Here is an 18691-nt window from a genome sequence, read left to right on the forward strand (position 1 = left end):
TCGGCCGCGGCCATTGACGTCGCTGTCGTGTCCTTGCCAAACTCTCCGCCCCCCACAGGATGAATCGATTCAGTCGAATCGGTTCGACGACAGGAACAGAGGACCCATGGGACGCAGAGCCGCACTCCTCGCCGCAGCCGGCGCCACCGCGCTCCTCACCGCGGCCGGCACCATGACGGCCCCCGCCACCGCGGCCCCGGCGCGGACGGCCCCCGCCACCCAGGCCCCCGCCCAGGCCGCCACCCCGGCCGCCGCCTGCGGTGACGGCTCCTACCAGGCCGAGGCCGTGCGGAGCGGCAGCACCTGGACCGCCCGGCGCGGCGGCAGCACCGTGTACACCGGAACCGACATGCGCGCGGCCGTCCAGGCGGCGATCAACAGCCTGTCCCCCGGCCGCACCAGCAAGGAGCGGGTGGTGGTCCGCGGCTCGGGGACCGTCTCCGCGGGGTCGCGCATCTCGCTGCCCAGCTACACCGTGCTCGACGTCTGCGGCACCATCGACGTCACCGGCAGCGGCTCCGGCGACCAGGCCCCGGTCTACTCCCGCGGCACCCGGGACATCGAGGTCCAGCACCTCAACGTCACCGGCGCCCCGCTGTACGGCATCTTCCTGCGCAACGTGCAGAACGTGGTCCTCGGCCAGATCGACATGCGCCTGTCGCGCGGCCTCGGCGTCCGCATCGACAACCGCGGCGACACCAGTCAGTGGACGCGCAACGTGCGCATCGACGACGTCTACGTCTCCGGCGCGTCCAGCCACGCCGTCGAGACGTACGGCGTCGACGGCCTCACCGTCGGCACGGTGACGGCGCGCGACGTCGGCGAGTCGGGCCTGCTGCTCAACCAGACGATCAACGCCGCGGTCGCCAAGGTCGACGCGGAGGACGCGGGCACCGGCACCGGGTACGCCGCCTTCCGCATGGCCAACCGCAACGGGCGGATCGGCAGTTCCTACCCGACCAACATCCGCGTCGGCGAGGTCGTGGCGCGCGGCGGCGGACGCGGCGTGTTCTGCGTCTCGGAGAGCGGCGGCGCGACGATCGACCGGGTGACGCTCTCGCACACCGGCAACAACGCGATCCTGATCGAGAACTGCTCCAACGTGACCCTCGCCGCCCAGAGCGGCACGGTCACCGGCGGCGGCGAGATCCGCCTGGCGGCGCGCTCGGAGTTCCCGAACAACCGGGACATCACCGTCCAGAACCTCACGGTGACGGACTCGTCGATCCGGGAGAGCCCCTGCGGCGAGAACACGACGTTCCGCAACAACCGCCTGGTGAACAGCAGCCAGTCGGTCTGCTAGCGGGCACGGCACGCGTACGGGGTGCGGCTCGGTGAGCAGCACCCCGTACGCGTGCCGTACGGCCGTCGCCTCAGCTCGTGCTGAGCATCCCCGCCCGCAGCCGCTTCAGCGTGCGGGAGAGCAGGCGCGACACGTGCATCTGGGAGCAGCCGAGCCGCTCGCCGATCTCCGCCTGGGTCAGCTCCTCGACGAACCGCCAGTGGACGATCTTGCGTTCGCGCTCGTCCAGCTCGGCGATCATCGGGGCCAGGGCGTGGAAGTCCTCGACCAGTTCCAGGGCGGCGTCCTCGGTGCCGATGAAGTCCGCCAGCACGCTCTCGCCGTCCGGCTCGCTGCCGATGGCGGCGTCCAGCGAGGCGGAGTTGTAGCCGTTGGCGGCGATCCGCGCCTCGTTGACCTCCTCCTCGGTCAGGCTCATCAGCTGCGCGAGTTCCTTGACCGTGGGCGTGCGGCCCAGCCGGCTGCGCAGTTCCTCGGTGGCGCGGGCGAGCTGCACCCGGGCCTCCTGCAGCCGGCGCGGGACGTGCACGGACCAGGAGGTGTCCCGGAAGAACCGCTTCATCTCGCCGACGATGTAGGGGATCGCGAAGGAGGTGAACTCCACCTCGCGGGACAGCTCGAACCGGTCGATGGCCTTGATCAGACCGATCATGCCGACCTGGACGATGTCCTCCATCTCCTCCGGCCCGCGGCTGCGGAACCGGCCGGCCGCGAAGCGGACCAGGGACATGTTCATCTCGATCAGCGTGTTGCGCGCGTACTGGTACTCGGGCGTGCCCTCCTCCAGTACCGCCAGCTGCCGGAAGAACAGCCTGGACAGCTCACGAGCGTCCTTCGGCGCGACCTGTCCGGGCTCGGCGACCTCCGGCAGTTCGGTCACGGTCTGGGCCCGGTCGGTCCGCGCCATCGTCGACGTCACTGTTCGCCCTCCTGTTAGGTCGGCCCCGTTCGGGGCACCGGCTCCACCCGCTTACCCCGGTCCGCGCGAAACACTCCTCCCGTCACCGACGCCGGTTGCGCGCCAGCCGTACGAGGGCGGAGACCACGGTGAGCACGGCGGCGACGACGAGGAACACCTCGCCCCAGACGGGCAGGTCGACCCCGGTTCCGGGAAAGGACAGCAACGGTCTCACCCCTCCGCGATCACGACCGCCGAGGCCACGCCGGCGTCGTGGCTGAGCGACACGTGCCAGGACCGCACGCCCAGCTCGGCGGCCCGGGCCGCCACCGTCCCCTTCACCCGCAACCGCGGCTGCCCGCTGTCCTCGCACCACACCTCGGCGTCGGTCCAGTACAGCCCGCTGGGCGCGCCGAGCGCCTTGGCCAGGGCCTCCTTGGCGGCGAACCGCGCGGCCAGCGAGGCGACACCGCGGCGCTCCCCGCTGGGCAGCAGCAACTCGCTCTCCAGGAAGAGCCGCTGGGCCAACGCGGGCGTCCGCTCCAACGACGCCGCGAACCGCTCGATCTCGGCCACGTCGATCCCGACTCCGATGATGCTCATGCCGAGCACCCTACGGCGATCCGCACGGGACGGCGTTCACCGCAGGGCCTTCGCCGACCTCACTCCACCGTCACCGACTTCGCCAGGTTGCGCGGCTGGTCCACCTCGTTGCCCCGGGCCGTCGCCAGCTCGCACGCGAACACCTGCAGCGGCACCGTCGCCACCAGCGGCTGGAGCAGCGTCGGGGTGGCCGGGATGCGGATCAGGTGGTCGGCGTACTCGGCGACCGCCTCGTCCCCCTCCTCCGCGATGACGATCGTCCGCGCACCGCGCGCCCGGATCTCCTGGATGTTGGAGACGATCTTGTCGTGGAGGACGGACCGTCCCCGGGGCGACGGGACGACCACGACGACCGGCACGTCGTCCTCGATCAGGGCGATCGGCCCGTGCTTCAGCTCGCCGGCCGCGAAGCCCTCCGCGTGCATGTAGGCGAGCTCCTTCAGCTTCAGGGCCCCCTCCAACGCCACCGGGTAGCCCACGTGCCGTCCGAGGAACAGCACCGTGTCCTTGTCCGCGAGGGAACGGGCCAGCTCCCGCACCGGCTCCATCGTCTCCAGGACGCGCTCCACCGCACCGGGGACCGACGACAGGTCCCGCACCACCGCGCGGATCTCGTCGGCCCACTTGGTGCCCCGCACCTGGCCCAGGTACAGCGCGACCAGGTAGCAGGCGACCAGCTGGGTCAGGAACGCCTTGGTCGACGCGACCGCGACCTCCGGCCCGGCGTGCGTGTACAGCACCGCGTCGGACTCGCGCGGGATCGTCGAGCCGTTGGTGTTGCAGATCGCCAGGACCTTCGCGCCCTGCTCGCGGGCGTGCCGCACCGCCATCAGCGTGTCCATGGTCTCGCCGGACTGGGAGACGGCGATGACGAGGGTCTGCGGGTCGAGGATCGGGTCCCGGTAGCGGAACTCGCTCGCCAGCTCCACCTCGCACGGGATCCGCGTCCAGTGCTCGATGGCGTACTTGGCGATCAGGCCGGCGTGGAAGGCCGTGCCGCAGGCGACGATGACGACCTTGTCGGCCTCGCGCAGGACGCCCGCCGGGATCCTCACCTCGTCCAGCGTCAGCGAGCCCGTCCCGTCGACGCGCCCGAGCAGGGTGTCGGTGACCGCCTTGGGCTGCTCGGCGATCTCCTTGAGCATGAAGGAGGCGTAGCCGCCCTTCTCCGCGGCGGAGGCGTCCCAGTCCACGTGGTACTCGCGGACGTCGGCCGGACTGCCGTCGAAGCCGGTGACCGTCACCGCGTCCCGGCGCAGCTCGACCACCTGGTCCTGCCCCAGCTCGATCGCGGACCGCGTGTGCGCGATGAACGCGGCGACGTCCGAGGCGAGGAAGGCCTCGCCCTCCCCCACGCCCACCACGAGCGGCGAGTTGCGCCGCGCGCCGACGACGACGTCCGGCTCGTCGGCGTGCACGGCGACCAGGGTGAACGCGCCCTCCAGCCGCCGGCACACCAGCCGCATCGCCTCGGCGAGGTCGGCGCAGGAGGAGAACTCCTCGGCGAGCAGATGGGCGACGACCTCGGTGTCCGTCTCGGAGGCGAGGTCGTGGCCGCGCTCGGCCAACTCCTCGCGCAGGGCGGCGAAGTTCTCGATGATGCCGTTGTGGACGACGGCGACCCGGCCCGCGTTGTCGAGGTGCGGGTGGGCGTTGGCGTCCGTCGGGCCGCCGTGGGTGGCCCAACGGGTGTGGCCGATGCCGGTCGCACCGGTCGGCAGCGGCCGTTCGGCCAGCTCCTTCTCCAGGTTGACGAGTTTCCCGGCCCGCTTGGCCGTGGCCAGACCTCCGTCCGCCAGCACGGCGACACCCGCCGAGTCGTATCCCCGGTACTCCAGCCGCTTCAGGCCCGCCGTGACGACGTCCAGCGCCGACTGCGGCCCCACGTATCCCACGATTCCGCACATGCCCGGCAGCCTACGGTCCGTCAGCCGCCGGAAAGGGCCTCCGCCTGCCCGAAATCGGAAATTCCCACCGCCGTACGAACCCCCGGATCCGCTCCGCGGCCCTCGGGTAGGGTTCCGTTCGTGGACGCGGGCCGGGGAGACGAGATGGCCGCCGTCCCCGCGGGGCGGGTGGTCCTGTCGGACCGCCGGACGCGGCGCAGGTGGCCGGTCGACGTCGCGGCGTTCGCGCTGGCGGCGTTCCCGGTCACCCAGGCGCTGTACGCGGAGGTGGCGGGGCGGCGGCCGAGCACCGCGCGCGGTGACCGGTTGCCCGTCGAGGGCGTGTCGTGGTGGGACGCGGTCGCGTTCTGCAACGCCCTGTCCCGGCGGGAGGGGCTGACGCCCGCGTACCGCCTGCGGACCGGTGACGGGACGGCCGAGTGGGACGCCTCCGCCGACGGGTACCGGCTGCCGACCGAGGCGGAGTGGGAGCACGCCTGCCGCGCCGGGACCGAGGGCCCGCGGTACGGCGGACTCGACGAGATCGCCTGGTACCGGGGCAACTCCGACGGCCGCATCCGCCCCGTGGGCGGCAAGCGGCCCAACGCGTGGGGCCTGTACGACATGCTGGGCAACGCGTGGGACTGGTGCTGGGACCTCTACGACCCCGAGGTGTACGGCACCTACCGGGTGCTCCGCGGGGGCGGATGGTCCGACGAGCACTGGAGCTGCCGGGCCTCGGTGCGCCGCCGCAGCCACCCGACGTTCCGCATCGACGACGTCGGCTTCCGCGTCGCGCGCTCCGTGCGGGCCGACCGGACCGACCGGGTGTGACCGGGCCCGCGTCCCTCCACGAGGGGCGCGGGCCCGGGTCGTTCCGGCGTCGGCCGGCCCGGCTCAGCCGAGCTTGGCGAGCTGGGCGTCGGAGATCTTCACCGGGAAGTCGAAGTCCTCACCGGTGACGGCGGAGGCGAGGTTGACGGCGGCGAAGGAGACGACGGTGGCGCCCTTGCGGGCGACGACCACCTTCATGGGCGCCTCCAGGCCCTCCTCGGCGGACAGGAGCGCCGTGACCGCGAGCGCCTCGTCGGCACCGCCGGGCGCCTGGGTCTTCTCGGTCTTCAGGATCTCGAGCTTCTCGCCGCCGGCGGTGAACGTGAAGCCCCCGGCGCACTTGCCGACGGCGGCGTCCACGTCCTTGATGACCTGCTCGGCGCCGCCGTCCTCGTAGGAGGCGAGCGCGATCAGGATCTTCTCCGTGTCGAGACCGGCGAGCAGGGCCTCATCGGGGCTCGCGCCCCCGGCCGGCTTCTCCGGCTCGCCCGTCCAGGACCGCTTCACCGTCGCGGCCGGCGAGCCGGCGGGCACGGCCGACAGCGCGTACGCGAGCGGCTGGCAGGCCTCGTCCTCGGCCTTGACCTGGTCCGCGGCGAGGTCGTCCGCGGCGAGCAGCTTCGTCGCCACCTTGCCGTCCTCGACGTCCGCCTGCGCCAGCGCGGCCTTCTCCAGCTCGGCGGCGGTCAGCGCCTTGGCCGCCGGCGCGGCGGAGGCGGAGGCGGTCGAGTCGGCCTTGCCCTTGCCCTCGTCGCCCTTGCCCTCGTCGCCGGAGCCGCCACAGGCGGTGGCGAGGAGGGCGAGCGCGGCGGCGGAGGCGGCGAGCACGGTACGGCGGACGGCGGTGGGCTTCACTGTGGGTTCTCTTTTCGTTCTGCGGAGGACTCCGCAATGCTGTGCGCGCACTCTATGCACAGCCGCCTCACAAGTGATCACCAGATGATCGGCAGGTGACCACCTGGTATGCGACCGTGACGCCCGTGTGATCTCGCCCGGCGGCGGAACCCCGCCAAGTCAGGCCTGACCGGCCCTTCCCGCCCGCCCCGGAGAGCCGGCGCACCCGGCGCCGGTGAGCGCCGGCTCCCCGCACCGCGCGTGGACGGGTGCGCGGCGGCCGTGCGGCGCGAGCCTCCCGCACGGGGGATCGCCACGTGAACGAAGCCCGGGGTCCGTGCGGGCCCCCGCCCCGGGCCCGACCGGACGGGGTTCTCCACGTGACCCACCCCACCCGCCATTCCGTTCGTACTCCGTTAACAATGGACTGTGATCTCTCCGGTCTCCCCGATGCCCCGGAGCGCCCACCGGCAGCGGCCGGAGGCGACTCCCTACGTCGACCTCACCCGTGCCGAGTGGAGCGCGCTGCGCGACAAGACGCCGCTGCCGCTCACGGCCGACGAGGTGGAGCGGCTGCGCGGTCTCGGCGACGTCATCGACCTCGACGAGGTGCGGGACATCTACCTCCCGCTGTCCCGGCTGCTCAACCTCTACGTCGGCGCCACCGACGGGCTCCGGGGCGCGCTGAACACCTTCCTCGGTGAACAGGGCTCCCAGTCCGGCACCCCCTTCGTCATAGGGGTCGCCGGTTCCGTCGCCGTCGGCAAGTCCACGGTCGCCCGGCTGCTCCGGGCCCTGCTGTCGCGCTGGCCCGAGCACCCGCGCGTGGAGCTGGTCACGACGGACGGCTTCCTGCTCCCGACCAGGGAGCTCCAGGAGCGCGGCCTGATGTCGCGGAAGGGCTTCCCCGAGTCGTACGACCGCCGTGCGCTCACCCGTTTCGTCGCCGACATCAAGGCCGGCAAGGACGAGGTCACCGCCCCCGTCTACTCCCACCTCATCTACGACATCGTCCCCGGCGAGAAGCTCACCGTGCGCCGGCCGGACATCCTGATCGTCGAGGGGCTCAACGTCCTCCAGCCCGCCCTGCCCGGCAAGGACGGCCGCACCCGCGTCGGACTCGCCGACTACTTCGACTTCAGCGTGTACGTCGACGCCCGCACCGAGGACATCGAGCGCTGGTACCTCAACCGCTTCAAGCGGCTGCGCGAGACCGCCTTCCAGGACCCGTCCTCGTACTTCCGCAGGTACACCCAGGTCTCCGAGGAGGAGGCCCTCGACTACGCCCGCACGATGTGGCGCACCATCAACAAGCCCAACCTCGTGGAGAACATCGCCCCCACCCGGGGCCGGGCCACCCTCGTCCTGCGCAAGGGCCCGGACCACACGGTGCAGCGCCTCAGCCTGCGCAAGCTCTGACGCCCGGCCCCGCCCCGCGTCCCCCGCGGCTACGCTGCCGCCATGCTGCACCTGCGCCTGATCACGCCGGCGGACAGGACCGAAGACGTGGTCCGACTGATCGAGGGGACGATCGGCACCACGCATCTGTGCGTGCTGCCGGGCGCCGCACGCGATCCCGCCGGGGACGTCGTGCTGTGCGACGTGGCCCGGGAGGCGGGCGACGACCTGCTCAGCGGGTTGCAGCGGCTGGGGCTCGGGACGTCCGGTTCCATCTCCGTGGAGAACATCGACCTGTCGCTGTCCGAGCGGGCCGACCGGGCGGAGGCGGAGGCACCGGGCGAGAGCGCGGACGCGGTGCTGTGGGAGCACCTGACCGACGCCACCCACGAGGAGTCGACGCTGTCCGTCACCTACCTCGCGTTCATCACGCTCGCCACGATGATCGCGGCCTGCGGTGTGGTGCTGGACAACGCGATCCTCATCGTGGGCGCGATGGCGGTGGGTCCGGAGTTCGGCCCGCTGACCGGCATCTCCACCTCGGTCGTGCAGCGAAGGCCCCGTCTCGCGCTGCGCTCGGCGGTCGCCCTGCTCGTCGGTTTCGCGGTGGCGATGGCGGTGACGGTGGGCTTCAGCTTCTTCATGGACGCGGTCGGGCTGTTCACCGAGGAGCAGCTGGAGGGCGACCGCCCGCAGACCGGGTTCGTCTACGCCCCCGACTGGTTCTCCTTCGTGGTGGCGGTCCTGGCGGGCACGGCCGGCACGCTCTCGCTGACGTCCGCCAAGTCCGGCGCCCTGGTCGGCGTCGCCATCTCGGTGACGACGGTCCCGGCCGCCGCGAACGCCGCCGTGGCACTGAGCTACGGGGACACCGTCCAGACCTGGGGCTCGACCGAGCAGCTCCTGCTCAACCTGCTCGGCATCGTCCTCGCGGGCACCCTCACCCTGCTGGCCCAGAAGCACTTCTGGGCCAGGCAGCACGAGCGGCTGCGCAGGCGGGCGCGGGCCTGAGCCCCGCACTCCCGCGGCGTCCGCCCCCGTCCTCCCGCGGCGCCTATCCCAGCGCCGACTTCACCGCGTCCGCCAACCGCCCCGCCACCGAGCGGGCCTGGTCGATGTCCGCGGCCTCCACCATCACCCGCACCAGCGGTTCCGTGCCCGAGGGGCGGAGCAGTACGCGCCCGGTCTCCCCCAGTTCCCGCTCGGCCTCGGTGACGGCCGCCGTGAGTTCGGTGGAGGTCTTCACCCGGGACTTGTCCACGTCCGGCACGTTGACGAGCACCTGCGGCAGCCGCTCCATCACCGACGCCAGCTCCCGCAGCGGACGCCCGGTCGCGGCGACCCGCGCCGCGAGCAGCAGGCCGGTCAGCGTGCCGTCGCCCGTCGTGGCGTGGTCGAGGACGATGACGTGGCCGGACTGCTCGCCGCCGAGGGCGTAGCCCTTGTCCTTCATCTCCTCCAGCACGTACCGGTCGCCGACCGCGGTCTGCACGAGCCGGATGCCCTCGCGCTCCATGGCGAGCTTGAAGCCGAGGTTGGACATCACGGTCGCGACGACGGTGTCGGAGCGCAGTGCGGAGCGCTCCCGCATCGCCAGCGCGAGCACCGCGAGGATCTGGTCGCCGTCGACCTCCTCACCGGTGTGGTCCACGGCCAGGCACCGGTCGGCGTCGCCGTCGTGCGCGATGCCGAGGTCGGCCCCGTGCTCGACCACGGCGGCCTTCAACCGGTCCAGGTGGGTCGAGCCGCAGCCGTCGTTGATGTTGAGCCCGTCCGGTTCGGCGCCGATGGTGACGACCTCGGCCCCGGCGCGCGTGAACGCCTCCGGTGAGACTTTGGCGGCGGCGCCGTGCGCCTCGTCGAGGACGATCCTCAGACCGTCCAGCCGGTTCGGGAGGACGCCGACGAGGTGGGCGACGTACCGGTCGAGCCCCTCCTCGTAGTCCCGCACGCGGCCGACGCCGGCGCCGGTCGGCCGGTCCCACGGGGCCCCGGTGCGGTGCTCCTCGTACACGGTCTCGATCCGGTCCTCCAGCTCGTCGGCGAGCTTGTGGCCGCCGCGGGCGAAGAACTTGATGCCGTTGTCCGGCATGGCGTTGTGGCTGGCGGAGAGCATCACGCCGAGGTCGGCGCCGAGCGCGCCGGTGAGGTGGGCCACCGCGGGCGTCGGCAGGACGCCGACCCGCAGGACGTCCACGCCCGCGCTCGCCAGGCCCGCCACCACGGCGGCCTCCAGGAACTCCCCGGACGCACGCGGGTCACGCCCGACCACGGCGGTGGGACGATGCCCCGCGAACGTGCCCGCCTCGGCCAGTACGTGCGCGGCGGCGACGGACAGGCCGAGCGCCATCTCCGCCGTCAGGTCCGCGTTGGCGACACCGCGCACGCCGTCCGTGCCGAAGAGTCGTCCCACTTGTCCTCCTGAGGAAACATCAGTGTCGGAAGCCGTGCCGAGGCATTGGACCCGCACGCACGGTCGACGGTTGTGCCGCTGACGAGAGCTTGTGCCGTGTCCGACGGTCGGGATGCGTGTGCGGCTCCGCATCTCCGGGCGGGAATGCCCGCTCCTACGGTCACATTAGCCTTTGAGCGTCTTGTGCCGTTATACGCCCACGGCCATGAATAAACGAACGCCCCGGCGGCACAGTGGCGTGCCGTCGGGGCGTTCGGAGTACGCGCGAGCGCCCTGCGATTAGCGCTTGCTGTACTGCGGAGCCTTGCGGGCCTTCTTCAGACCGGCCTTCTTCCGCTCGACCGCGCGGTCGTCGCGGCGCAGGAAGCCGGCCTTCTTCAGCGGACCGCGGTTGTTGTCGACGTCGGCCTCGTTCAGCGCACGGGCGACACCGAGACGGAGCGCACCGGCCTGACCGGAGACACCGCCACCCGCGATGCGGGCGATGACGTCGTAACGGCCCTCGAGCTCGAGCACCTTGAAGGGCTCGTTGACCTCCTGCTGGTGCACCTTGTTCGGGAAGTAGTCCTCGAGGGTGCGACCGTTGATCTTCCACTTGCCGGTGCCCGGGACGATCCGGACGCGGGCGATGGCGTTCTTGCGGCGGCCCAGGCCGGCGGCCGGCTGCGGCTCGCCGAAGCGGGAGGCCAGGGACTCCGAGGTGTACTCGCCCTCGAGGGGGACCTCGGACTCGGTGGTGTAGCTGTCGATGTCAAGCTCTTCGAGCGGCTGCTCGGCAGTGGTCTCGGCCACGATTCTCCTCAGATTCTCTTCAGTCTTAGGGGGTGGCCGGACTTACTGCGCGACCTGGGTGATCTCGAACGGCACCGGCTGCTGGGCAGCGTGCGGGTGCTGGTCGCCCGAGTAGACCTTCAGCTTCGAGAGCATCTGACGGCCCAGGGTGTTCTTGGGGAGCATGCCCTTGACGGCCTTCTCGATGGCCTTCTCGGGGTTCTTCGCGAGCAGCTCGTCGTAGCGGACGGAGCGCAGACCGCCCGGGTAGCCCGAGTGGCGGTACGCCATCTTCTGGGTCCGCTTGTTGCCGGAGAGGTGCACCTTGTCGGCGTTGATGATGATGACGAAGTCACCGGTGTCGACGTGGGGCGCGTAGATCGGCTTGTGCTTGCCGCGCAGGATGGAGGCCGCGGTGGAGGCCAGACGACCCAGGACGACGTCCTGAGCGTCGATGACGTGCCACTGGCGCGTCACATCGCCGGGCTTGGGGCTGTACGTACGCACGGTTCGTAGCCTTCGCTTCTTCAGTGAATGGTCCTGACAAGGTCACCGAAGACGATCACGACAGCCCTGACCGCACCGCGGTGACGCAAACCGCGTGCTGGTCGCTGGTCATCGGCCCGGTGGACCGGTGTAAGGGCCCCTCACGTGAGAATGAGCAAGCCAATACACATAACGAACATGCAGGATACCCACGCTCGGCCGGACGGGTCAAAACGAGACCGCCGTCGGTGGGCTACGCCGATTCTACGACCGCACGCCGCTCTTCCGCGGCCGGACGCCCCTCTCCCGGCGCCCCGCGTGGGCCGTCCGGGTCACCCGCCCCCCGCACGCGGTGACGCCCGACCGTCACCGCCAGCGCGCACAGCGTGAACGCGTCCCGGAAGGCCCGGCGCCGCCCCGACTCCAGCCACGGCCACGTCACCCCCGGCAGCTGCGGCACCAGGGCGAGCCAGAACCAGGGCCGCCGGGCCACCGACCCGGCGTACGGCAGACCGGCGAGCAGCAGCGGCAGGACGACCAGGAGGTAGTGGTTGTAGGAGGGCCGCGAGACGAGGAACGCCGAGAGCATCAGCCCCGCGGACGTCTCCGCCAGCCGCAGCGGCACCGGCCCCGGCCCGTGCCAGCGCCGGTACGCGCACCCCGTCCCCACCGCGGCCGCGAGCAGCGCGAGCAGTCCGGCCGCCACCCCGGGCACGCCCAGCCGGGGCAGCACCGCCGCCGGCGAGGCCTCGTAGAGCCGGACGAAGGCGTCGTCGCCGCGCAGCAGGAACGGCAGGGTGCGGGTGAAGAAGCCCGCCGGGTCCGGCAGCAGCAGCGCCGCCGCGGCCGAGGCCGCCGACGGCACCACCAGCAGCACGGCCAGCGCCCGCCACCGGCGCGCGAAGAGGAACAGCAGCGCCATCGGCGCGAGCAGCGGCTTCAGCGCCACCGCCACCCCGACGACCGCGCCCGCCGCGACCCACCGGCCCCGGCTCGCCAGCAGCAGGCACAGCGGCAGCGCGAGCGCGGCCGTCACCGTCCAGTTGCCCAGCCGCACCAGCTGCCCGAACGGCGCGAAGCCGGCCGCGAGACCCAGCAGCCCGAGCGCGGCGAGCCTGCTGTGCAGCGGCACGCGGTGCAGCCTCAGGGCACAGGCCCAGCCCAGCGCGAGGGCGGCGGTCACCGCCGGCGGCACCAGCACGTCGAGCACGGGCCGCGGCAGCAGCGCCTGCGGGGCGGCGGCCGGGACGGCGCTCGGCAGATAGAGGAAGTGCGGATCGTCGTACGGCGAGCCACCGGCCAGCCAGGTCCGCGCGGCGTCCACGACGATCGCGTTGTCCATCCCCCCGTCCGAGGTCACGCGCACCGTGTGCACCGTCAATGCCCCCAGCAGCACCACGAGTCCCGCCCACAGGGGCCGGCCCGCGGGACGCACCAACCACCCGGAGATGTCGCTTTTGCCCGTCATCATGGGCGCAACGCTAGGGTCTGCGGGGCTCGTTGGGACGGACCAGCACGCCCCGTGCCCCGTCTAAGATGCGCCCCATGAGTTTTGGGCAGGGGGGACCTCAGCAGCAGTGGGATCCCTGGAAACCGAATTCCCAGCAGCCCTGGAACAGCGGCGGTGCGAGCCAGTCCCCCGACTGGGCCGCGCTCGCCGAGGCCTCCGAGGCCCGCAACAAGCGGCGCCGGCTGCTGCTCATGGGCGGTGCCGCAATCGCCACCGTCGCGATAGGCACGGCCGTCGCGGTGGCCGTCGTCTCGGCGAACGGCGACGAACAGGTCGCGGGCGGCCCGTCCTCCCGGCAGCCCGGGTCCTCCGACGTCCCGAGCGCCACGGGCACGGTGCCGTCGTTCGCCCCGACGAGCGCGCCGCCCCCGCTGGACCCCAGGGACTTCATCGCCAGCGCGAAGAAGGACAAGGCGCCGCTGAGCCCGGACATCCTCTTCCCGGGCACACAGCTGACCATGGGCGAGACGGTGTACAAGAAGGGCCCGACGGCCGACACCCGCAACTGCGCCTCGGCCGCGAAGGCCACCCTCCCCAAGGTCCTCACCGACAACGGCTGCACCCGCCTGATGCGCGTCACCTACACCAAGGACGGCGTGGCGGTGACGGTCGGCGTGGCCGTCTTCGACACCGAGGCCCAGGCGACCAGGGCCAGGCAGCAGGTCGACAAGAAGAGCATCGTCAAGTCGTTGGCGGGCGGCGGCGTCAAGGAGTTCTGCGACGGCGCGGTCTGCCGCTCGACCACCAACTCCTACGGTCGCTACGCCTACTTCACCCTGGCCGGCTTCACCGACGGCAAGGACGTGACGACGAAGGACGCGGCCGTCTTCACCACGGGCGACGACCTCCAGGAGTTCACGCTCCGGCAGATCCACCGCAGGGGCAAGGCCCAGGCCTCGGCGGCGGCCCAGGCGGGCTGACCGCCGTCCCGTCAGTCGCTCCCCGGGAGCGTGTTCACGTACCTCGTGCCCGCGGCGGCGAGGTCGGCCGCGGCCTTCGCCGCGTCGTCCGGGGAGACGACCTGGCCGGCCCCAAGGTACACCCAGTCGACCTTCATCGCCCAGGAACGCTCCCCCTTGAAGGGGAGGTCGATGAACCAGTTGCTGAAGTTGATGCTCATCGACTCGCGCGGGAGGTACGCCTTCCCGCTGGTGAACAGCACTTCACCGTCCACCGAGTAGGTGACCTTGCCGTCGGCCGCGGTCATGGCCAGGGTGTGCCAGCCGCCGAGCTTCAGCTGGTGGGGCCGGGTGACCCGGTCGCCCAGGTTGCTGCTGCGCCAGCTGGTGGTGTCGAGAATCGGGCCGTAGCGGCCCCAGCCGCCGTTCGGCATGTACTCGAAGTCGAGTTCGCTGTACTTCTTCGACTGGTGGTCCGGCGAGATGGCGAAGACGGACTGCGAGACGTGATCACCGTCCTGGCCGTTCACCGGTTCGTCGCTGAAGTGCACGCGGGCGACGAGGGTGCCTTCGCGGAACACCGGACGCGCGGTGTGGAACTCGGACTGCACCGTTCCCTTCGCGGTGCCGTCGGTACGGGCCTCCAGCCGCAGCGCCTGCCCGCCGTCCTCGTTCTCGCCGGCGGGAAACGTGACCCCCTTCGCCGACCACGAGTCCTCGACGCCCGGGCCGCCCGCGCCGCTGCGCACCTCCCAGCCGTTGGCGGTGAGCGCCGGATCCCCGGGGCCCGTGTAGGCGAAGTCGTCGAAGAGGACTCCGGCGGGCGGCCGCGCCGCTTCGGCGGGGGCCCCCGCGTTCGTCCGTCCCCCGGACCCCGTGGTCTCGCCGTGGGGCCCCTCGCCCCACACCTGGTCCCCGCCCAGATAGGCCGTGACCCGCTCGGACTCCTGGTAGGACGTCTTCGCCGCGTCGAACGAGTAGTCGTCCGACTGGTCCAGCTTCTCGTGGTCGACGCGGTACAGCTGGAGCCCGATCGCCTCGGTCGTCCCGCCGGGCTTCAGGGTGCGGGCCTCCCCGGCGAAGCCGATCTCCAGGTAGTGATCGGCTTTGGGGCCGGACTTCTGCGCGGCGGCCGTGCGCAGGGTGACCGTGGAGCAGTCGAGGGACGTCTGCACGCAGTTGGCCGCGAACCGGGCACCGTCGTCGGCGGTGTAGTGGTACCGGACGGTGACGTCGGCGAGGTCCACCGTCTTGCCGGACGTGTTGATGACTTCCAGCCAGGGCTTGGCGGCGTCCGTCACCGCCGGGCCTTCGGTGCGGTAGCGGACGGTCAGGGCCGTGGATTCCCCGTCCGACGGCCACCACCGGTAGGCGGCCGCACCGGCGGCGGCCAGGAGGACCACCACAGAGGCGATGACAAGGAAGCTTCGTCCCCTATCAGATGATTTCCTGCGACGGGTCACGAAATACCCCAGAGTCCACGGCCGGCTGTCGAGCGAATCTTAGGCACATGTTCACCGGACTCTCACGGCCGACCCCACCGCGTCGCGCACGTGACCTTATTCACTTCGACATTGCACAACCCCTGACGCGATTGCCTGAATTGAATGGATTCACGTGCCAATAACAGGCAGCCGGGAACTGGCACACTGTCCAACTTGCGCCGAATACCCCTGCTCATGACTACCTGTTCAAACTTCCAGGGGTCAGAGACGGTTGCTGTATCTTCACAAGCGCCTTCGCACTGCCCACACGGAGTGGGTCTGTTGCCTCAAGAGAAAACAGGGTGGGGGGATCGCCTTGTCCGTCATCGACACGGACCACGACTGGGCTGAAAGGCAGTCGGCGGCTCGCAGTCGTCACCGAAGAGGTCGTGGTGGGGGCGTCCACGCGGTCTCCACCGCGGCCACCCTGGTCTACGAGACCGTCGTCCTGGTTCCCGCGCGGAACGAGGAGGTCGGGGTCTTCACCTCGCTCGAGTCCCTGTCCCAGCAGTCCCGTCGACCCGACCTGATCGTCGTGGTGGTCAACAACTCCACCGACCGCACCGAGGACTACGCGCTCCAGTTCGCCGAGGACCCGAGCACGCCGCCGACCGTCGTGCTGAACTTCCCGGACAACCCCCACAAGAAGGCCGGCGCCCTCAACTACGGCCTGGACTGGCTCAGGCAGTCCGTCGGCGGCCGTCTCAACGGCCGTGTGGGCCACATCCTCGTCATGGACGCCGACACCGAACTGCACTCCCGGTTCATCGAGCGCGCCCGCAACGTCATCTCGTCCGACCCCGAGATCGGCGGTGTCAGCGCGGCCTGCCTCGGCCGCACCGACCTGTGGCGGAACCCCTGGCAGCGGTTCCTGCTCGGCATGCAGATCATCGAGTACGGCCGGGCGGCCAACTCGCGCTTCCGCAGGGACGTCCACACCATGTCGGGCGCCGGCTCCTTCTACCGCGCCGAGGCCCTGCAGGGCCTGATCGACTGGCGCGGCGAGGTGTTCTGGGAGGACCACCGCAACCTCGTCGAGGACTACGAGACCACGCTGGCGCTCAAGGAGTCCGGCTGGAAGGTCACGGCCAACCAGCTGTGCATCGCGTACACCGACCTCATGCCCACCCTGCGCGAGCTGATCCAGCAGCGCGAGCGGTGGAGCCGGGGCACCGTGGACGCACTGCGCCGCCGCGGCTGGACCAAGTTCACCTGGCACTCCATCATCACCATGATCCTGGGCCTGTTCGGCTTCGCGTACATCTTCGTCTGGGGCGCCCGCCAGCTCATCGCCGCGGCCCAGTACAGCCTGGACACGCACCCGCTGCTGTGGGCCCTGCTCGCCTTCTGGATCGTCTATCCCGCGCTGCGGGTGCGAAACCTGGGCTGGAAGGCGATGCTCGTCGAGGCCCTGCTCATCCCCGAGCTGGTCTACACCGTCGTACGGGCCTACTGGCTCGTGTCCTCCATTCTGAAGTCCTACGTGACTCGTGTGTCCGCCTGGAAGTAACAGACAGACAGGCGCAGGAGAAAGATGAACACCCTCAGAGGCCTCGGAGCCTGCGCGGTTCTCGCGGGCATCGCCTACACCGTCACGAAGGTCACCCAGGTCGATATCGTCGTCCTCGGCTTCACGTGCCTGGCCGTCACCGTCACCTTGGTGAGCTGGATGCTCTCCATCAAGCGGCGCCGCCATGACCGCCGGGCGGCCGGCAGCGGAAGGCGTGCGCGCCGCACCTGACCGCACGCCGCACACGCTCGAAGGCCGGGGGCGCCGCACAGGATCCTGTGCGGCGCCCCCGGCCTCGTCCTGCGGACGGCCCGGGGTCGCTGTCAGGCGTAGTACGCCATCGCCTCCTGCACCGTCAGCACCTCGATGCCCCGCTTGTCGATCTCGCGCATCAGGCGGGCGAGGCCCTTGGTGCTCAGTTCCGTGTTCTCCGTGGGAACACCCTCGACGATCCGGTGCAGACACAGGATGAGCCAGTCGCCGCTGCGCGCGCAGCGGTCCAGCGCGCCACCCGCCCCGATCACGTCGGCGAGCGTCTCACCGCTCGTCTCCTCTCCGTCGTTGATCCCGGTCAGCGCCTTGAGCCGGTACGGCATCGCCGGAGCGAAGCTCTCGGACGTCTCGGAGATGATGGAACGCGCGGTGGTGAAGTGCCGGGCGGCCAGCAGGTCGACGGGCACACCGTCACGGGTCTTCCCGAACGCCCCGTGCGGATAGGCGAAGTGCTCGCTGGTGAAGCCGTGCGCGACCAGCCACTCGCGCAGCTTGCGGAAGTCGTCGTCGACCTCCTCCGCGGCGAGTTTCGGGTAGCTCGCGTCATGTGCCTTGAGCGAGTAGGCGTGTCCGGCCATCTCCCAGCCGGACGAGTCCTGCAGGGAACGCATCTGTCCGATGCTCATGAAAGGCTCGGTGCCTATCGCGTCGGCGATGTTGTAGAGCGTTCCGGGCATTCCGTACCGGTCCATGACCGGACGGGCGAAATCGTGCACCGACTTGTGCGAGTCGTCGAAGGTGATCGAGACGACGCCCTTGGGGAAGACGTCCGTGGTGTCCGCCACCACCTCGACGGCCTGGAGGTGGTACGTGACCGGCCCCTTCCCGTCGTCGTACACGGCGAACGACATGTCGGTGAAGCCGGACCGGACCGACGGCTCACCGCGCGACGACAGCTTGTTCTCGCCGGACGCGCCGGTGACGTCCGCCCACTGCAGGTGGACGGTGACCCAGTCCCCCGACTGCACGTAGTTGGTGCCCTCGGCCGCGTGGTAGTGGAAGGTCCAGCTGAAGTAGTTCGCCAGTTCCCGGCTGCCCAGGTAGAACTCCATCCGCTTCAGATGGGCCACGTCCTCCACCCGGAAGACGAGACGGAGCATCTTCCCCTTGAGGTCCATCGAGTCCATGCCGGTACGGCGCACGAAGGACTGGACGCCGTCGCCGCGCGTGGTGACCCGCAACGAGCGGTCGCCCCGGGTGAAGACCTCGGTGTCGGAGTCGGAGGACGCGGTGCCCTCACCACCGGCCGACCACTCGTGCCCTTGCTGGAACTGCTCGCTCCAGGTCGCCCGCCGGTACCGCGGGCGGCGCCCGGTCGGGGCGTACGTCGGCGGGGTCAGGTTCTCGAGACGCCTGCCCCCGCCGAGATCGAGGGCTCCGGTGCCGCTCTCGTCCGACGCGGGCAGGATCAGGTCCCTGCCCGCCACGCCCGCGGCCACGCCGCCGGCCGTCAGCAGACCTCCGAGCCCCACCAGGCCGAGGACCGAACGCCGACCCACCTTCGCCCTGGAATCCCGTTCGGCGGACGCCGAGTGCTTTCTGGCTCTGCTCAAAGTGGCTCCCCGGCTCGCAGCGGATCCGGCCGCGCG

18 protein-coding genes are annotated in these 18691 nt (G+C 71.1%); 7 read left to right on the forward strand and 11 right to left on the reverse strand.

Annotated elements, in window-relative coordinates:
* The first annotated feature begins 106 nt into the window (after nucleotides 1-106).
* Nucleotides 107-1303, forward strand: coding sequence for a hypothetical protein (locus FHS37_RS07725; RefSeq protein WP_184818421.1), 1197 nt, complete (start codon nucleotides 107-109; stop codon nucleotides 1301-1303).
* Nucleotides 1304-1373: 70 nt separating this feature from the next.
* Here the strand turns inward: FHS37_RS07725 and FHS37_RS07730 are convergent, their stop codons facing one another.
* The 4 genes from FHS37_RS07730 to glmS all read right to left on the reverse strand — a co-directional run bounded on the left by FHS37_RS07730 (nucleotide 1374) and on the right by glmS (nucleotide 4711).
* Complete coding sequence (locus FHS37_RS07730) at nucleotides 1374-2210, reverse strand: RNA polymerase sigma factor SigF (RefSeq protein WP_184818824.1); 837 nt, start codon at nucleotides 2208-2210, stop codon at nucleotides 1374-1376.
* Nucleotides 2211-2304: 94 nt separating this feature from the next.
* Nucleotides 2305-2427 carry a hypothetical protein gene (locus FHS37_RS40455; protein ID WP_268254583.1) on the reverse strand — a complete coding sequence of 41 codons (123 nt, stop codon included), beginning with the start codon at nucleotides 2425-2427 and terminating at the stop codon, nucleotides 2305-2307.
* A gap of 5 nt (nucleotides 2428-2432) precedes the next feature.
* A complete protein-coding gene (locus FHS37_RS07735; RefSeq protein ID WP_159535323.1) occupies nucleotides 2433-2804 on the reverse strand; it encodes a holo-ACP synthase in 372 nt (123 codons plus the stop codon).
* A 59-nt stretch (nucleotides 2805-2863) separates the two neighbouring features.
* The gene (gene glmS / locus FHS37_RS07740) at nucleotides 2864-4711 is read right to left on the reverse strand and encodes a glutamine--fructose-6-phosphate transaminase (isomerizing) (protein ID WP_184818422.1); all 1848 of its coding nucleotides are present in this window, start codon (nucleotides 4709-4711) and stop codon (nucleotides 2864-2866) included.
* 144 nt (nucleotides 4712-4855) lie between these two features.
* Between glmS and FHS37_RS07745 the strand changes: the two genes are divergently transcribed.
* Nucleotides 4856-5524 (forward strand): formylglycine-generating enzyme family protein, encoded by a 669-nt coding sequence (locus tag FHS37_RS07745; RefSeq protein ID WP_184818424.1) that lies wholly within the window; start codon nucleotides 4856-4858, stop codon nucleotides 5522-5524.
* A 63-nt stretch (nucleotides 5525-5587) separates the two neighbouring features.
* Here the strand turns inward: FHS37_RS07745 and FHS37_RS07750 are convergent, their stop codons facing one another.
* The gene (locus FHS37_RS07750; RefSeq protein ID WP_184818426.1) at nucleotides 5588-6379 is read right to left on the reverse strand and encodes a hypothetical protein; all 792 of its coding nucleotides are present in this window, start codon (nucleotides 6377-6379) and stop codon (nucleotides 5588-5590) included.
* Between the two features lie 429 nt (nucleotides 6380-6808).
* Between FHS37_RS07750 and coaA the strand changes: the two genes are divergently transcribed.
* Both coaA and FHS37_RS07760 read left to right on the forward strand, forming a co-directional pair.
* Nucleotides 6809-7777 (forward strand): type I pantothenate kinase, encoded by a 969-nt coding sequence (coaA, locus tag FHS37_RS07755; protein ID WP_184818428.1) that lies wholly within the window; start codon nucleotides 6809-6811, stop codon nucleotides 7775-7777.
* A gap of 42 nt (nucleotides 7778-7819) precedes the next feature.
* Nucleotides 7820-8767, forward strand: coding sequence for a DUF389 domain-containing protein (locus FHS37_RS07760; RefSeq protein WP_184818430.1), 948 nt, complete (start codon nucleotides 7820-7822; stop codon nucleotides 8765-8767).
* A 43-nt stretch (nucleotides 8768-8810) separates the two neighbouring features.
* Here FHS37_RS07760 and glmM read toward each other — a convergent pair whose 3' ends face one another.
* The 4 genes from glmM to FHS37_RS07780 form a co-directional block, all read right to left on the reverse strand.
* Nucleotides 8811-10169 carry a phosphoglucosamine mutase gene (gene glmM, locus FHS37_RS07765; protein ID WP_184818432.1) on the reverse strand — a complete coding sequence of 453 codons (1359 nt, stop codon included), beginning with the start codon at nucleotides 10167-10169 and terminating at the stop codon, nucleotides 8811-8813.
* Between the two features lie 279 nt (nucleotides 10170-10448).
* Complete coding sequence (rpsI, locus tag FHS37_RS07770) at nucleotides 10449-10961, reverse strand: 30S ribosomal protein S9 (protein WP_184818434.1); 513 nt, start codon at nucleotides 10959-10961, stop codon at nucleotides 10449-10451.
* Nucleotides 10962-11003: 42 nt separating this feature from the next.
* The gene (gene rplM, locus FHS37_RS07775; RefSeq protein WP_019526965.1) at nucleotides 11004-11447 is read right to left on the reverse strand and encodes a 50S ribosomal protein L13; all 444 of its coding nucleotides are present in this window, start codon (nucleotides 11445-11447) and stop codon (nucleotides 11004-11006) included.
* Between the two features lie 232 nt (nucleotides 11448-11679).
* Nucleotides 11680-12897 (reverse strand): glycosyltransferase 87 family protein, encoded by a 1218-nt coding sequence (locus FHS37_RS07780; RefSeq protein ID WP_184818436.1) that lies wholly within the window; start codon nucleotides 12895-12897, stop codon nucleotides 11680-11682.
* A 74-nt stretch (nucleotides 12898-12971) separates the two neighbouring features.
* Between FHS37_RS07780 and FHS37_RS07785 the strand changes: the two genes are divergently transcribed.
* Nucleotides 12972-13856, forward strand: coding sequence for a hypothetical protein (locus tag FHS37_RS07785; protein WP_184818438.1), 885 nt, complete (start codon nucleotides 12972-12974; stop codon nucleotides 13854-13856).
* Between the two features lie 11 nt (nucleotides 13857-13867).
* On the opposite strand, the gene FHS37_RS07790 is transcribed toward FHS37_RS07785, so the two are convergent.
* Nucleotides 13868-15241, reverse strand: coding sequence for a cellulose binding domain-containing protein (locus FHS37_RS07790; protein WP_184818440.1), 1374 nt, complete (start codon nucleotides 15239-15241; stop codon nucleotides 13868-13870).
* 394 nt (nucleotides 15242-15635) lie between these two features.
* On the opposite strand from FHS37_RS07790, the gene FHS37_RS07795 reads away from it, so the two are divergent.
* Together FHS37_RS07795 and FHS37_RS07800 are read left to right on the forward strand one after the other, a co-directional pair.
* Nucleotides 15636-16829 carry a glycosyltransferase family 2 protein gene (locus FHS37_RS07795; RefSeq protein WP_184818442.1) on the forward strand — a complete coding sequence of 398 codons (1194 nt, stop codon included), beginning with the start codon at nucleotides 15636-15638 and terminating at the stop codon, nucleotides 16827-16829.
* 24 nt (nucleotides 16830-16853) lie between these two features.
* Entirely contained in the window at nucleotides 16854-17060 is a 207-nt protein-coding gene (locus tag FHS37_RS07800) for a hypothetical protein (RefSeq protein WP_184818443.1), read from the forward strand.
* Between the two features lie 92 nt (nucleotides 17061-17152).
* On the opposite strand, the gene FHS37_RS07805 is transcribed toward FHS37_RS07800, so the two are convergent.
* Nucleotides 17153-18655 carry a polysaccharide deacetylase family protein gene (locus FHS37_RS07805; protein WP_229889785.1) on the reverse strand — a complete coding sequence of 501 codons (1503 nt, stop codon included), beginning with the start codon at nucleotides 18653-18655 and terminating at the stop codon, nucleotides 17153-17155.
* Nucleotides 18656-18691 lie beyond the last annotated feature (36 nt).

The sequence above is a fragment of the Streptomyces griseomycini genome (assembly GCF_014203535.1).
In the GTDB taxonomy this organism is placed as follows: Bacteria; Actinomycetota; Actinomycetes; order Streptomycetales; family Streptomycetaceae; genus Streptomyces; species Streptomyces griseomycini.

Excerpts from the sequence above, each read along its gene's own strand:
- FHS37_RS07725 (WP_184818421.1), top strand. The coding sequence starts at position 107 with ATGGGACGCAGAGCCGCACTCCTCGCCGCAGCCGGCGCCACCGCGCTC.
- FHS37_RS07730 (WP_184818824.1), bottom strand. The coding sequence starts at position 2,210 with ATGGCGCGGACCGACCGGGCCCAGACCGTGACCGAACTGCCGGAGGTC.
- FHS37_RS07735 (WP_159535323.1), bottom strand. The coding sequence starts at position 2,804 with ATGAGCATCATCGGAGTCGGGATCGACGTGGCCGAGATCGAGCGGTTC.
- glmS (WP_184818422.1), bottom strand. The coding sequence starts at position 4,711 with ATGTGCGGAATCGTGGGATACGTGGGGCCGCAGTCGGCGCTGGACGTC.
- FHS37_RS07745 (WP_184818424.1), top strand. The coding sequence starts at position 4,856 with ATGGCCGCCGTCCCCGCGGGGCGGGTGGTCCTGTCGGACCGCCGGACG.
- coaA (WP_184818428.1), top strand. The coding sequence starts at position 6,809 with ATGCCCCGGAGCGCCCACCGGCAGCGGCCGGAGGCGACTCCCTACGTC.
- FHS37_RS07760 (WP_184818430.1), top strand. The coding sequence starts at position 7,820 with ATGCTGCACCTGCGCCTGATCACGCCGGCGGACAGGACCGAAGACGTG.
- FHS37_RS07780 (WP_184818436.1), bottom strand. The coding sequence starts at position 12,897 with ATGATGACGGGCAAAAGCGACATCTCCGGGTGGTTGGTGCGTCCCGCG.
- FHS37_RS07785 (WP_184818438.1), top strand. The coding sequence starts at position 12,972 with ATGAGTTTTGGGCAGGGGGGACCTCAGCAGCAGTGGGATCCCTGGAAA.
- FHS37_RS07800 (WP_184818443.1), top strand. The coding sequence starts at position 16,854 with ATGAACACCCTCAGAGGCCTCGGAGCCTGCGCGGTTCTCGCGGGCATC.